16 protein-coding genes and 1 other annotated feature are annotated in these 13,967 nt (G+C 52.2%); of the genes, 15 read left to right on the plus strand and 1 reads right to left on the minus strand.

The genetic code is table 11. The features are described 5' to 3' along the window. Window positions 1-72 precede the first annotated feature (72 nt). Genes ACRQ84_RS08185 through ACRQ84_RS08195 form a run of 3 tightly spaced genes read left to right on the plus strand, consistent with a single transcriptional unit; the run spans window position 73 to window position 2,826 of the window. On the plus strand, window positions 73-432 hold the full coding sequence (locus tag ACRQ84_RS08185) for a GtrA family protein (protein WP_483817706.1): 360 nt from the start codon (window positions 73-75) through the stop codon (window positions 430-432). Next, window positions 429-1,367 carry a glycosyltransferase family 2 protein gene (locus tag ACRQ84_RS08190; RefSeq protein ID WP_483817707.1) on the plus strand — a complete coding sequence of 313 codons (939 nt, stop codon included), beginning with the start codon at window positions 429-431 and terminating at the stop codon, window positions 1,365-1,367. Before ACRQ84_RS08185 ends, ACRQ84_RS08190 begins: the two co-directional genes overlap by 4 nt. Beyond that, window positions 1,357-2,826, plus strand: a complete 1,470-nt coding sequence (locus ACRQ84_RS08195; protein WP_483817708.1) for a glucosyltransferase domain-containing protein — start codon at window positions 1,357-1,359, stop codon at window positions 2,824-2,826. The genes ACRQ84_RS08190 and ACRQ84_RS08195 overlap by 11 nt, the downstream gene beginning before the upstream one ends. 163 nt (window positions 2,827-2,989) lie before the next feature. Here ACRQ84_RS08195 and ACRQ84_RS08200 read toward each other — a convergent pair whose 3' ends face one another. Continuing rightward, window positions 2,990-3,817, minus strand: coding sequence for an SDR family oxidoreductase (locus ACRQ84_RS08200; protein WP_483817709.1), 828 nt, complete (start codon window positions 3,815-3,817; stop codon window positions 2,990-2,992). A 176-nt stretch (window positions 3,818-3,993) separates the two neighbouring features. Here ACRQ84_RS08200 and hisL point away from each other — a divergent pair, with 176 nt between their 5' ends. The 12 genes from hisL to ACRQ84_RS08260 all read left to right on the plus strand — a co-directional run bounded on the left by hisL (window position 3,994) and on the right by ACRQ84_RS08260 (window position 13,885). After that, window positions 3,994-4,041 (plus strand): his operon leader peptide, encoded by a 48-nt coding sequence (gene hisL, locus ACRQ84_RS08205; protein ID WP_100396937.1) that lies wholly within the window; start codon window positions 3,994-3,996, stop codon window positions 4,039-4,041. Beyond that, window positions 4,017-4,138, plus strand: a sequence feature (His leader region). It overlaps the preceding gene by 25 nt. A 53-nt stretch (window positions 4,139-4,191) precedes the next feature. After that, complete coding sequence (gene hisG, locus ACRQ84_RS08210) at window positions 4,192-5,091, plus strand: ATP phosphoribosyltransferase (protein ID WP_483817710.1); 900 nt, start codon at window positions 4,192-4,194, stop codon at window positions 5,089-5,091. Window positions 5,092-5,095: 4 nt separating this feature from the next. Beyond that, window positions 5,096-6,403: a histidinol dehydrogenase gene (hisD, locus tag ACRQ84_RS08215; RefSeq protein ID WP_483817711.1), complete on the plus strand. Its 1,308-nt coding sequence runs from the start codon at window positions 5,096-5,098 to the stop codon at window positions 6,401-6,403. Beyond that, on the plus strand, window positions 6,400-7,476 hold the full coding sequence (gene hisC / locus ACRQ84_RS08220) for a histidinol-phosphate transaminase (RefSeq protein ID WP_483817712.1): 1,077 nt from the start codon (window positions 6,400-6,402) through the stop codon (window positions 7,474-7,476). The genes hisD and hisC overlap by 4 nt, the downstream gene beginning before the upstream one ends. Then, the gene (hisB, locus tag ACRQ84_RS08225) at window positions 7,473-8,540 is read left to right on the plus strand and encodes a bifunctional histidinol-phosphatase/imidazoleglycerol-phosphate dehydratase HisB (protein WP_064739207.1); all 1,068 of its coding nucleotides are present in this window, start codon (window positions 7,473-7,475) and stop codon (window positions 8,538-8,540) included. Before hisC ends, hisB begins: the two co-directional genes overlap by 4 nt. Continuing rightward, complete coding sequence (gene hisH / locus ACRQ84_RS08230; protein ID WP_008104825.1) at window positions 8,540-9,130, plus strand: imidazole glycerol phosphate synthase subunit HisH; 591 nt, start codon at window positions 8,540-8,542, stop codon at window positions 9,128-9,130. Before hisB ends, hisH begins: the two co-directional genes overlap by 1 nt. Further along, a complete protein-coding gene (gene hisA, locus ACRQ84_RS08235) occupies window positions 9,130-9,867 on the plus strand; it encodes a 1-(5-phosphoribosyl)-5-[(5-phosphoribosylamino)methylideneamino]imidazole-4-carboxamide isomerase (RefSeq protein ID WP_483817713.1) in 738 nt (245 codons plus the stop codon). Before hisH ends, hisA begins: the two co-directional genes overlap by 1 nt. After that, window positions 9,849-10,625 carry an imidazole glycerol phosphate synthase subunit HisF gene (gene hisF / locus ACRQ84_RS08240; protein WP_007888882.1) on the plus strand — a complete coding sequence of 259 codons (777 nt, stop codon included), beginning with the start codon at window positions 9,849-9,851 and terminating at the stop codon, window positions 10,623-10,625. The genes hisA and hisF overlap by 19 nt, the downstream gene beginning before the upstream one ends. Continuing rightward, the gene (gene hisIE, locus ACRQ84_RS08245; protein WP_483817714.1) at window positions 10,619-11,230 is read left to right on the plus strand and encodes a bifunctional phosphoribosyl-AMP cyclohydrolase/phosphoribosyl-ATP diphosphatase HisIE; all 612 of its coding nucleotides are present in this window, start codon (window positions 10,619-10,621) and stop codon (window positions 11,228-11,230) included. Before hisF ends, hisIE begins: the two co-directional genes overlap by 7 nt. An 88-nt stretch (window positions 11,231-11,318) precedes the next feature. Further along, a complete protein-coding gene (locus ACRQ84_RS08250) occupies window positions 11,319-11,795 on the plus strand; it encodes a YbaK/prolyl-tRNA synthetase associated domain-containing protein (RefSeq protein WP_073991681.1) in 477 nt (158 codons plus the stop codon). Window positions 11,796-11,861: 66 nt separating this feature from the next. Next, complete coding sequence (locus ACRQ84_RS08255) at window positions 11,862-12,659, plus strand: ABC transporter substrate-binding protein (RefSeq protein ID WP_064739663.1); 798 nt, start codon at window positions 11,862-11,864, stop codon at window positions 12,657-12,659. Between the two features lie 110 nt (window positions 12,660-12,769). Continuing rightward, the gene (locus ACRQ84_RS08260; RefSeq protein WP_483817715.1) at window positions 12,770-13,885 is read left to right on the plus strand and encodes a succinylglutamate desuccinylase/aspartoacylase family protein; all 1,116 of its coding nucleotides are present in this window, start codon (window positions 12,770-12,772) and stop codon (window positions 13,883-13,885) included. Window positions 13,886-13,967: the final 82 nt, after the last annotated feature.

The following is a 13,967-nucleotide window of genomic DNA, read 5'->3' on the forward strand; positions in this document are numbered from 1 at the left end:
CTCCTTTACCAAAACTTGCTATAAGACAACGGTAATGTCAGGATCGGGCTCTTTAAATTATTGGGCTGTAAAATGTTGAGGTTGTTCGTCAGATACACTTCTGTCGGTGTAATCAATACGCTCATTCATTGGGTCGTATTTGCAGCACTTTATGCCATCGTTGGTAGCCAATCTCTGTCTAACCTCGTGGCGTTTTGTGTTGCGGTAACCTTTTCCTTCTTTGCCAACGCAAAATGGACGTTTAACGCAGAAGCGACCACTACCCGATATCTTCTCTATATCTGCTTTATGGGCGCAATGGCAACGGCCGTGGGCTGGACAGCTGACTACCTGCATATTAATCCAATCGTTACATTGGTTTTCTTCTCTGCACTCAGCTTGATTTTCGGCTTCGCCTACTCTAAGTTTTTCGTGTTTAGGACGAGTAAATGAAATTTTCTCTGATTGTTCCTGTGTTGAATGAAGAGGAAGCCATTCCCCTCTTCTATAACGCGGTACGCGAATTTGAACCTTTTAAAAAATATAATGTTGAAATAGTTTTTATAAACGATGGCAGCACAGACAGCACTGAAGCTGTTCTAAATGAAATTGAGGCTAATGATACTTTAGTCAAACACATTTCGTTCACACGCAATTTTGGTAAAGAACCAGCCCTTTTCGCTGGCCTTGAAGCGGCAACTGGCGATGCGATCATTCCAATCGATGTAGATTTACAAGATCCTATAGATGTCATTCCTTTAATGGTTGATAAGTGGCATTTGGGCGCGGATATTGTTCTGGCGAAACGTGTTGATCGCAGCACCGACTCTCATCTAAAGCGTAAGACAGCAGAATGGTTTTACAAATTGCATAACAAGATCAGTTCGCCGAAGATCGAAGAAAATGTGGGTGATTTCCGCTTAATGTCACGCGACGTGGTGGAAAATATCAAATTGCTGCAGGAACGTAACCTGTTTATGAAAGGTGTTCTCAGCTGGGTCGGCGGCAAAACTGAAGTCGTTGAATATATTCGGGCAGACCGTATTGCGGGCACGACCAAATTTAATGGCTGGAAGTTGTGGAACCTTGCGCTTGAAGGTATCACTTCGTTTTCAACCTTCCCACTTCGGATCTGGACTTATCTCGGACTTGTCGTCGCTGCCCTTTCATTCATCTATGGCGCATGGATGCTAATTGATACTATTTTCTGGGGTAATCCTGTTAAAGGCTATCCTTCAATTATGGTTTCAATGCTGTTTTTAGGTGGCGTACAGCTCATTGGGATTGGCGTGCTTGGGGAATATATCGGTAGGATTTATATCGAGAGCAAGGGTCGCCCAAGATATATTTTGACAAAATGTAAAGATGAAAAAAAACATGACATTTAATATTACGACAAAAAACTTAGACGCGTTTAAATCAGCCTTTATCGCTGCTTTATTAGCTTATATTTTCGTTTATGGATTTGAGCTAACACATTTTACGTTATCTATAGACGAAGAACCGTTAGATAATTTTCTACAAACGCTTTCAGCCGGTAGATGGGGACATGCCCTACTTAGACATTATGTTCTTCCTGAGCCCTATGCTCCCTTTTTCACAACAGCATTCAGTCTAATCATTCTTTCTTTATCGGCTGCAGCCTCATCTATTTATTTAGGACTGAACAAGCTTCAATCAATTTCATTCGTAATTATGCTAGCGGCACTACCTCAACTTGCTTATCAGTTGGAATTTTCAAATCAAGCAGATACTGTTTCTTTATCTTTTCTATTATCAGTAGTTGCACTTTTAATAATTGAAAAGATAAGTGTTATCCGGGCGAGTGCATTTATAACACTCACCGTGATATCCCTTTCAGTTTACCAATCAATTTTCCTCTACGCTGCCACACTAATATGTATCAGAATAACAATTGATGCAATTAAAGGTCAGATTACATTTAGACAAGCGCTTGAGAAAACTTCCGTATTTAGCTTATTAATAATCCTTTCATTAATAATAAACTCGTTTTTAGCCAAATGGACAGCCTTGTATTTTGACGTAACAATGTCTAATTACCTTACCTCAATGATAGGATGGGGGAAAAGGGATGTATATGAGGTCTTAAAAAGTGTTTTAATTTTCATGAGAGATTATCTCACCTTTAAATCAGCGTACGGTATAAACGCTTTCCCATTTGTTTTACTGTCTCTTATTACCATTATTACTTTATCAATTAAAAGAAAAAGAGGTGCCCCTCTAATAATTTTAATGGGTTTTGCAACCCTACTGTCAGGTTTTTTATTAAACTTCGCTATAGGTTCAGGTATGCCGCCAAGAGCCATGACTCAAATCCCTCTTGTATTTGCAGGTTTGTTTGCTGCAGCATTAGTTATTTCAAGAGTAAGATTTATTGGGTTAATAATATCAATTATTTTCTTATGCATTGGTTCCGCCGCATCCAATAAGCTATTTTATAGTGATTTTATGGCAAGAGAAGCTGACCAAAATCTTTCTAATCAAATTATCACTACTTTATATAATAATATCCCTAACTTCGATGAAAAGGTTACACCAGTATTCTTTTATGGAAGTTACTCACCGTTAAACTCCTGGAAAATACCATCAGCGGATGTATTCGGCTCTTCATTTTTTGACTGGGATGGTGGGAATAATCGGAGAATGTATATGTATTTGTCTACGGCCAACTTAATTAAATTAAAAGAACCAAATGAAATACAAGTCAAAAATTCCATAGTGGCAGCTAAAGACATGCCATCCTGGCCTAACAGGAACTCAGTAAAGATAGTTGATGGTGTGGTAGTTGTGAAACTTAGTGATAAACTTAGTCCTTACAATAGATAGCGAATGCTGAAATTATTTAGGAAAGGCTGATAATATCCAGCCTTTCTTTTATAATTAAATGAAAAAATAATTTTTTCTTAATATCGCCAATATTCCCGATGTAACATACTTTGCTTAATCAGCCCTATTTGAAACATAATTTAAATATCTCTTTTTAAGATTGCTATTCCAGCGGCATTTTCATCGGGTCATCATAGTTGTACTCAAACCCCAACTCATTCGCGATCTTCGAGCCATCAATCACCTTCCCGGCAGAACGTTCCGGTTCGGAAACAAACGTGGGTGGCTCAAGCCCCAGTTGCTTCGACACGCTGGGATAAAAACTATCGCGCGATGGATGTTTCGAGGCACACAGATTGTAAACGTGCCCGCCTTTCGGGGTTTGCAACAACAGCACAATCGCATCCACCACATCATCCAGATGCACCAGATTCACTGCGTGACCGCCATTTTCCAGTCCGGCTTTACCCGCCAGGAAACGACCCGGATGACGATTTGGTCCCACTAATCCGGCAAGGCGCACAATATCTACGCTGGTGCCGGGCAGATCGTGTAGCCAGTTTTCCAATTCCACCAGCGTTTTGCCGGCAACGGTTTCCGGTTGCAGCGGGCTGCTCTCTTTCATTACACCCGCGCCGCTGCCGTATACTGAGGTAGAACTGGTGAAAATGATGCGCGGCACTTTTTTTGCCAGTGCGGTGTCCACAACGTTCTGCACCGCCTGCATGTAATCCTCTCCGCCTTTTACGGTGCGGCTGGCAGGCAAGGTCACCACCAGCGCATCCACCGCCATCAGCGTATCTAGCTCTTCTGCTTCACACTCCAGCTCTGGCGTCAAAACCAGTTGGAAGGCTTCGATGCCACAGCGGCGTGCGGCGTCCACACCATCCGGCGAGGTTTTACTGCCGGTTACCTGCCAGCCGCGTGCCGTTAGCGCCATTGCCAACGGCATACCCAGCCATCCAAGACCTACAATCGCGACCTTTTTCATATCGACTCCTGCTATGGGCTCACACTTCATCTTAGTGCGGGTAGATGTGCCAAACCAGCGCAAACTGTTTCGGGAGATTCCGGAAATTGACAGTTAAAAAAGGGTTGCCAATTGTCACTATCTTCGTTAGGTTAATCAGCACGCAAATGAATACTCATTCAGCAACGGAATTTACTATGACACGCGTTCAGTTCAACCACCATCATCACCATCACCCTGATTAGTCTTTCAGGCGATGTGTGCTGGGAGACGATTAGGATCTTCCAGTGGTGCGAACGCAAAGAGAGCCCCCGGAAGATCGTCTTCCGGGGGTTTTTTTATGGGCGAACGCAAACCAATACGTTCAGACAGGATTGAAAAAGAGGACAGGAACCATGTTAGATAACACCCGTATTCGCATAGCTATGCAGAAATCTGGCCGTTTAAGCGATGAATCACGCGAACTGCTGGCGCGCTGCGGCATCAAAATCAACCTTCAGCAGCAGCGTTTGATTGCGTTTGCGGAGAACATGCCGATCGACATCCTGCGCGTGCGTGATGACGATATTCCTGGCCTGGTGATGGATGGCGTGGTGGATCTCGGCATCGTCGGTGAAAACGTACTGGAAGAAGAGCTGCTGAACCGTCGCGCCCAGGGCGAAGATCCGCGTTACTTCACGCTGCGTCGGCTGGATTTCGGCGGCTGCCGCCTGTCGCTGGCGATGCCGGTTGATGCAGAGTACACCGGCCCGCAGTGTCTGAATAACGCCCGCGTGGCCACCTCGTATCCGCATCTGCTGAAGAAATACCTCGATAAACAAGGCGTTGCTTTTAAATCCTGCCTGCTGAACGGTTCTGTCGAAGTGGCACCACGCGCCGGCCTGGCCGATGCCATTTGTGACCTGGTTTCAACCGGCGCGACGCTGGAAGCTAATGGCCTGCGCGAAGTAGAAGTGATCTACCGCTCGAAAGCGGTGTTAATTCAGCGCGATGGCGAATTACCTGCGGCTAAGCAAGAGCTGATCGACAAAATGATGACGCGTATTCAAGGCGTGATTAAAGCGCGTGAATCCAAGTACATCATGCTGCATGCGCCGAGCGAGCGCCTGGAAGAAGTGATTGCACTGCTGCCAGGTGCTGAGCGTCCAACCGTGCTGCCACTGGCCGGAGACGTAAGCCGCGTGGCGATGCACATGGTGAGCACCGAAACCCTGTTCTGGGAAACCATGGAAAAACTGAAAGCGTTGGGTGCCAGCTCAATCCTCGTATTGCCAATCGAAAAAATGTTGGAGTAACACGATGAGCACGCTGATGACACCCATTGATTGGCAACAGTGCAGCACAGAGCAGCAGCAAGCGCTGCTAATGCGTCCGGCGATTTCGGCTTCAGAAAGCATCAGCCAGATCGTGCGCGACGTGTTGGTAAAAGTGAAAAGTGATGGCGATGCGGCGCTGCGTGAATTCAGCGCACGCTTCGACAAGGCTCAGGTTGAAAACCTGCGCGTCACGGCAGAAGAGATGCAGGCGGCCAGCGATCGTCTGAGCGACACGCTGAAGCAGGCGATGGCAGTGGCAGTAAGAAATATCGAAACCTTCCACAATGCGCAGATTCTTGCTGAAGTGGATGTGGAAACCCAGCCCGGCGTGCGTTGCCAGCAGATTACGCGGCCGGTGAAATCGGTGGGTTTATATATTCCAGGCGGTTCCGCCCCGCTGTTCTCAACCGTATTGATGTTGGCGACACCCGCGCGCATCGCGGGTTGTGGTCGCGTGGTGCTGTGCTCGCCGCCACCGATTGCCGATGAAATTCTTTACGCTGCACAGCTGTGCGGCGTGAAAGAGGTGTTTCAGGTTGGCGGATCACAAGCCATCGCCGCCCTCGCCTTCGGCACCGAAACCGTGCCGAAAGTGGATAAGATTTTTGGTCCGGGCAACGCTTATGTCACCGAAGCTAAACGTCAGGTCAGCCAGCGTTTAGATGGCGCGGCGATTGATATGCCAGCGGGTCCATCCGAAGTACTGGTGATTGCCGATGAAGGCGCTACACCCGCGTTCGTGGCATCCGATTTGCTGTCGCAGGCGGAGCACGGCCCGGATTCGCAGGTGATCCTGCTGACGCCGTCGCTGCAACTGGCTGAAGGCGTGGCGCAAGCGGTGGAAGAGCAACTGGCGCAGCTGCCGCGTGCGGCTACCGCACGTCAGGCGTTAGAGAGCAGCCGTCTGATTGTGCTGCGCGACCTGGAACAGTGCATCGAGATCTCCAACCTGTATGGCCCGGAACACCTGATCATTCAGACACGCCAGCCGCGCGACCTGGTCGATAGCATCACCAGCGCCGGTTCGGTGTTTCTCGGCGACTGGTCACCGGAATCGGCGGGCGATTACGCGTCTGGCACCAACCACGTGCTGCCGACCTACGGTTACACCGCCACCTGTTCCAGCCTCGGCCTGGCCGATTTCCAGAAACGTATGACGGTGCAAGAGTTGACGCCGCAAGGCTTCCTTAATCTTGCCGCGACCATTGAAACGCTGGCCGCCGCCGAGCAGCTGGAAGCCCACAAAAATGCCGTTACCCTGCGTGTTGCCGCACTGAAGGAGCAAGCATGAGCCTGAATATTGAAGAGTTAGCGCGCGCCAACGTGCGCGCGCTGACGCCGTATCAATCGGCGCGTCGTCTGGGCGGTAACGGTGATGTATGGCTGAATGCCAACGAATTCCCGCTGCCGGTGCCGTTTGAGCTGTCGCAGCAGACGCTGAACCGCTATCCGGAATGCCAGCCGAAGATTGTGATTGAGCGCTACGCTGCTTACGCCGGTTTGACGCCAGAGCAGGTTTTGGTGAGCCGCGGTGCGGATGAAGGCATCGAACTGCTGATGCGCGCCTTCTGCGAACCGGGTAAAGATGCGATTCTGTTCTGCCCGCCAACCTACGGCATGTACAGCGTCAGCGCGGAAACCATCGGCATCGAATACCGCACCGTGGCCGCACTCGATGACTGGCAGCTGAATCTGCCAGCGATTGCTGAGCAGCTCGACGGCGTAAAAGTTGTCTACATGTGCAGCCCGAACAATCCCACCGGTAACCTGATCAATCAGGATGATATTCGCGAACTGCTGGCGATGACCGCCGGTAAAGCGCTGGTGGTGGCCGATGAAGCCTATATTGAGTTTTGCCCACAAGCGACGTTGGCGAGCTGGCTGAAGGATTATCCGCATTTGGTGATTCTGCGCACGTTGTCCAAAGCCTTTGCGCTGGCCGGCTTACGCTGCGGTTTCACTTTGGCGAACAAACCGGTGATCGACCTGCTGATGAAGGTGATTGCGCCCTATCCACTGGCCACGCCAGTCGCGGATGTTGCTGGACAAGCGTTGAGCGAGCAAGGCATCGCACTGATGCGCCAACACGTTGCCGAGCTGAACGCCAATCGCGCCTGGCTGTTTGCGCAGTTGCCGCAGATTAGCGTGGTGCAACAGGTGTTCCCGAGCGAAACCAACTACATTCTGGCGCGTTTCACTGATTCGCCAAAAGTGTTTAAAACGCTGTGGGATCAAGGCATTATTCTGCGCGACCAAAACAAAAACCCCGGCCTTGCGGGATGCCTGCGCATCTCCATCGGCACCCGTAAAGAGTGCGAGCGCCTGATCGCCGCGCTGCAAGCCTTATCAGTGGAGCAAGCATGAGTCAGAAGATCCTTTTTATCGACCGCGACGGCACCATCATCTCTGAGCCACCAACGGATTATCAGGTGGATCGCATGGAGAAGCTGGCGTTTGAAAAGAACGCCATCCCTGCGCTACTGGCGTTGCAGGCAGCAGGCTATCAGCTGGTGATGATCACCAATCAGGATGGCCTGGGTACCGATAGCTTCCCGCAGGCTGATTTTGATGGCCCGCACAACCTGATGATGCAGATCCTCAGCTCACAAGGCGTAAATTTCAGCGACATCCTGATCTGCCCGCACCTGCCGGAAGATAACTGCGATTGCCGCAAGCCGAAGACCAAAATGGTGGAAGCCTGGCTGGCCGCCGGTGCACTTGATACCGCCAACAGCTACGTGATCGGCGATCGTCTTACCGATATCCAACTGGCGCAGAACATGGGCATTCAGGGCCTGCGTTACGGCGCGGAAGGCGAAGACTGGGATGCGATTCAGGCGCGCCTGACCAAGCGCGATCGCTATGCGCTGGTGCAACGCAATACCAAAGAGACGCAAATTAAAGTCGAAGTGTGGCTGGATCGCGAAGGCGGCAGCAAAATTAACACCGGCGTCGGCTTCTTTGATCACATGCTGGATCAGATTGCGGTGCACGGCGGCTTCCGCATGAACATTGATGTGAAAGGCGATCTCTACATCGACGATCACCACACCGTGGAAGATACCGGTCTGGCGCTCGGCGAAGCGCTGTTGAAAGCGCTGGGCGACAAACGGGGCATTGGCCGTTTCGGCTTCGTGCTGCCAATGGATGAGTGCCTGGCACGCTGCGCGCTGGATATCTCCGGCCGCCCGCACATCGAATTCAAAGCCGAGTTCAGCTATCAGCGCGTCGGCGATCTCAGTACCGAGATGGTCGAGCACTTCTTCAGCTCCCTCTCCTACGCCATGATGAGCACGCTGCACCTGAAAACCAAAGGCCGTAACGATCATCATCGCGTGGAAAGCCTGTTCAAAGCCTTTGGCCGCACGCTGCGCCAGGCGATTCGCGTGGAAGGCAACACCTTGCCGAGCTCGAAAGGAGTGCTGTGATGAACGTGGTAATCCTTGATACCGGCTGCGCGAATCTGTCCTCGGTGAAGTGGGCGATTGAGCGCCTCGGCTACACGCCGCAGGTGAGCCGCGACCCGGATGTGGTGCTGCACGCGGATAAGCTGCTGTTGCCGGGTGTTGGCACCGCGCAGGCGGCGATGAATCAGCTGCAGGAGCGCGATCTGATTGATCTGATCAAAGCCTGTACCCAACCGGTGCTCGGCATCTGCCTTGGTATGCAGCTGCTGGGTCGCGGCAGCGATGAGAACGGTGGCGTCACCACGCTGGGCCTGGTCGATGAGCCAGTTACGCTGATGGACACGCAGGATTTACCGCTGCCGCACATGGGCTGGAACCAGATCACCGCCAAAGCGGGCCACCATCTGTTTCGTGATATCCCGGATGGCAGCTACTTCTACTTCGTGCACAGCTACGCCATGCCGGTGAATGCCGCCACCATCGCCCAGTGCGATTACGGCCATCCGTTCACCGCCGCCCTGCAGAAAGATAACTTCTTCGGCGTGCAGTTCCACCCGGAGCGTTCGGGCAAAGCGGGCGCGCAGCTGCTGAAAAATTTCCTGGAGATGTGATGATTATCCCCGCATTAGATTTAATCGACGGCAAAGTGGTGCGCCTGCATCAGGGCGATTACGGCCAGCAGCGCGATTACGGTAGCGATCCGCTGCCGCGCTTACAGGATTACGAGCGCCAGGGCGCCGAAGTGCTGCATCTGGTGGATTTGACCGGCGCGAAAGATCCGGCCAAACGTCAGATTCCCCTGCTCACCAGCTTACTGCGCGGCGTGAACGTGCCGGTGCAGGTTGGCGGCGGCATCCGCAATCGCGATGACGTAGCGGCGCTGCTGGCTGCCGGGGCCACGCGCGTAGTGGTCGGTTCCACCGCGGTGAAGCAACCGGAAGAGGTGAAAAGCTGGTTCAGCGAGTTTGGCGCGGACGCTATCGTGCTGGCGCTGGATGTGCGCATTGATGCCAACAATCGCAAAGACGTGGCGATCAGCGGCTGGCAGGAAGCGGCGGGCGTCACGCTGGAAGAGGTGATTGGCTGGTATCAGCCGGTTGGCCTCAAGCATGTGCTGTGTACCGATATTTCTCGCGACGGCACGCTGAGCGGCTCTAACGTTGCACTGTATAAAGAAGTGTCTGCGGCTTTCCCGGACATCGCTTTCCAGTCTTCCGGCGGCATCGGTTCGCTGGATGATATAGCGGCATTACGCGGCAGCGGCGCGCAGGGCGTGATCGTTGGTCGCGCTTTACTGGAAGATAAATTCACGGTTGCGGAGGCGATTGCATGCTGGCAAAACGGATAATTCCTTGTCTCGATGTACGTGATGGGCAAGTGGTAAAAGGTGTTCAGTTCCGTAACCACGAAATCATCGGCGACATCGTGCCGCTGGCGCAGCGTTATGCGCAGGAAGGCGCGGACGAGTTGGTGTTCTACGATATCACCGCCTCATCGGATGGCCGCGTGGTGGACAAAAGTTGGGTATCGCGCGTAGCGGAAGTGATTGATATTCCTTTCTGCGTGGCGGGCGGCATCAAGAGCGAAGAAGACGCCGCGCGCATTCTGCAGTTCGGTGCCGACAAGATTTCCATTAACTCGCCAGCATTGGCCGATCCGACGCTGATTACGCGCCTGGCCGACCGCTTTGGCGTGCAGTGCATCGTGGTAGGTATTGATACCTGGTTTGACGAAGCGAGCGGTAAATATCACGTTAATCAGTACACCGGCGACGAAGCGCGCACCAAAGTGACCACGTGGGAAACCCTCGATTGGGTGCAGGAAGTGCAGAAGCTGGGCGCGGGCGAAATCGTTCTTAATATGATGAACCAGGATGGCGTGCGTAATGGCTACGATCTGGTGCAGCTGAAGAAGGTGCGCGATGTCTGCAAAGTGCCGTTGATTGCTTCCGGCGGCGCGGGCACCATGCCGCACTTCCTTGAAGCCTTTGAGCAGGCGAACGTCGATGGCGCGCTGGCGGCTTCAGTGTTTCACAAACAAATTATCAATATCGGTGAGTTGAAAAACTTCCTGATCGACAACGGTGTGGAGATTCGCGCGTGTTAACTGCAGAACAACTGAGCAAGCTGGATTGGGTAAAAACCGCGGGCATGATGCCCGTTATCGTCCAGCATAACGTTTCCGGCGAAGTGCTGATGCACGGTTACATGAACGAGGAAGCGCTGCAAAAAACCCTCAGCGAGGGCAATGTCACCTTCTTCTCGCGCACTAAAAACCGCTTATGGACCAAAGGCGAAACCTCAGGGCACTTCCTGCAGGTAGCGAGCATTACGCCGGACTGCGACAACGACACGCTGCTGGTGCTGGCGAACCCCATTGGCCCAACCTGCCATCTCGGTACTTCAAGCTGCTTCTCCCCGGCCGCGCCTGACTGGACGTTCCTCTATCAGTTGGAGCAACTGCTGGCTTCGCGTAAAACTGCCGATCCGGAGAGCTCGTACACCGCCAAGCTGTACGCCAGCGGCACCAAGCGCATCGCGCAGAAAGTGGGCGAAGAAGGCGTGGAAACTGCATTGGCGGCAACGGTTAACGATCGTCACGAGTTGACCAATGAAGCCTCGGATTTGCTTTATCACCTGCTGGTGCTGCTGCAGGATCAGGAGCTGGATTTGAGTACCATCATCAACAATCTGCGGGCGCGTCATAAATAATTTTCCGTAGGGTCGCCATTCGTGGTGACCCATGTTCCAGGTGCGCATAAATGCACACCCTACGCTATTTATCAGCATGGAAAAAACCATGACCACGCATGAAAAACTGCTCGCGCTGCTAAACCAGCATCAGGCGCGCTATCGCGTGATGGAACATGAAGCGACCGGCAAGTGTGAAGCGGTGGCGGCGATTCGGGGCACGGAAGTGGGGCAAGGCGCGAAGGCGCTGGTGTGTCATGTGAAAGGCAACGGTATTAAACAGCATGTGCTGGCGGTGTTGCCCGCCGATCAGCAGGCCGATCTGAGCAAGGTTGCAGCGGCTGTGGGTGGCCGACGTGCTTCGCTGGCTTCGCCAGCGGAAGTCGATGCGTTAACTGGCTGCGTATTCGGTGCCATTCCGCCTTTCAGTTTTCATCCGGATTTACAGCTGGTGGTCGATCCGCTGTTGTTCGAGCGCTATGACGAAATCGCCTTTAATGCCGGTTTGCTGGAGCAATCGGTGGTGCTGAATATTGCCGATTACCAGGCGCTGCATAATGGTAACGTGATGAAAATAATCCTCTAATTGCCTTGCCTGATGGTGAGCGGTACTCTTCGTGACTCAACATCACAACAAAAGAAGACCGATATTATGGCAAGTTCTCGTTTATCTGCCCGCCTGCGTCAAACATTGGCGCTGGCTGTGCTGGCAGGGTGCGCATTTGGTGCGCAGGCAAAAATTGATCAGGTCCGTTTCGCGGTTGATCCCACCTACCCTCCATTCGAATCCAAAACGCCACAAGGCAAATTGGTTGGTTTTGATATCGATCTCGGCAACGCGCTGTGCGCACAGATGCAAGCGAAATGCGTATGGGTGGAAAGCCAGTTCGACGGCATGATCCCGGCGCTAAAAGCGCGTAAGTTCGATGCCATCTTGTCTGATATGGGCATCACCGAAGAACGCTTGAAACAGATTGATTTTACCGTGCCGCTGTACGACACCCATACGCAGCTGATTGCGCGTAAAGGTTCTGGCCTGCTGCCTACCGCTGAATCGCTGAAAGGCAAAACCGTCGGCGTGGAACAAGGCACCGTGCAGGAGCGCTATGCGCTCGCCAAATGGCAGCCGCATGGCGTGCAGGTTGTGCCTTATGGCGATCAAGCGCAGGTGGAGAGCGACCTGATCTCTGGTCGACTTGACGTGGTGTTTACCGATGCCGCTCAGGCTGCGAATGGCTTCCTGAAACATCCGCAGGGCAAAGATTTCGAACTGGCGGGACCGATTGTGCAGGATCCGATTATCGGTCCGGGTACCGCAATTGGTTTGCGTAAAGGCGATACCGAACTGAAAACCGCGCTGGATAATGCATTTGCCGAGCTTAAGAACAACGGCACTTTCGATAAAATTCAGAAGCAGTACTTCGCCACCGATATCTCCATTCAACAGTAATCTTTTGGGCGGCTTTTGTGCCGCCCTTTTCCACTCGGCACTATAATTCCAGTCATACAATTAAACAGGCGCAATTGAAACGTGCCGTGGTCAAGGACACTAGAAGCGTTATGCAACAACAACATCATCCTCTACTCAGCGCCTCGCTGGGTACACAACGTGAAATTGTCAGCTTTCACTTCGGCACAGATTCGCAGCAACGCGTTTATATTCAGGCGGCACTGCACGGCGATGAGTTGCCGGGCATGGCGGTGGCGTGGTACTTGAAACAGAAGCTGCTGGAGCTGGAATCCGCTGGTCAGCTTAAAGCCAAAATCACACTGGTGCCGGTCGCTAATCCACTGGCGATGGGACAACACTGGCACGGTAGTCATTTGGGGCGCTTTCATACCCTGTCTGGTCAGGATTTTAATCGGCGCTTCCCTGCATTAGGCAATGCGCTGGTTGAAGAACTGGACGGTTCGCTGACGCAAAGTGAATACGAAAATAAACGGCTGATTCGGGAAGCCATTGACCGTCACTACCGTGACCGTATTGCGCGCACTGAACTAGATTCTCAGCGCTTTACCCTGATGCGCATGGCAAGTCAGGCTGACTTGATGATTGACCTGCACTGCGACTGGGACGCGCTACCGCACCTCTATACCACGCCACACGCGTGGCCAGACATTGAACCACTGGCGCGCTGGCTGGGCAGCGAAGTACAGCTGCTGGCACAAATTTCTGGCGGCGAACCCTTTGATGAAGCCTGCTGTGAGCCTTGGTTGACCCTGGCGGAACGTTTTGGTGATGAATATCCTATGCCGCGCGGATTGCTGCCGGTAACGTTGGAACTGCGCGGTGTGGCAGATGTATCGCCTGAGATGGCTGAGAAGGATGCTGACGCAATTATCCATGCGTTGATTGAGAGCGGCTATATTGCGGGCGAAGTGGGAGAATCCCCTGCCCTGATCAATCCTGCGACTAAACTGGCGGGATGTGAGTATATCCATGCGGCGCAATCGGGATTGGTATTTTATCGACGTAACCTGGGAGAGTGGATTAAGGCTGGGGAAGTGGTAGCGGAGATTGTTGATCCGATTACGGACCAGGTGATGCCGCTGGTGGCAGAGTTTGGTGGCGTGCTGTATGCGAGGAATTTGACTAAGTTTGTGACGGCTGGGATGTTGGTGGTGCGGCTGGCTGGGGAGAATGCGGGGAGACGGGGGGAGTTGCTGGTGGGGTAATTGAAGAACTTAAGAAGATTGAATATTTGGCCCACAAAGATAAGTGGGCCAATAAATTTTATCCAATTTCAATAAATTAGTA

Source organism: Pantoea sp. E2023-21 (assembly GCF_051302795.1).
Lineage (GTDB): Bacteria > Pseudomonadota > Gammaproteobacteria > Enterobacterales > Enterobacteriaceae > Pantoea > Pantoea ludwigii_A.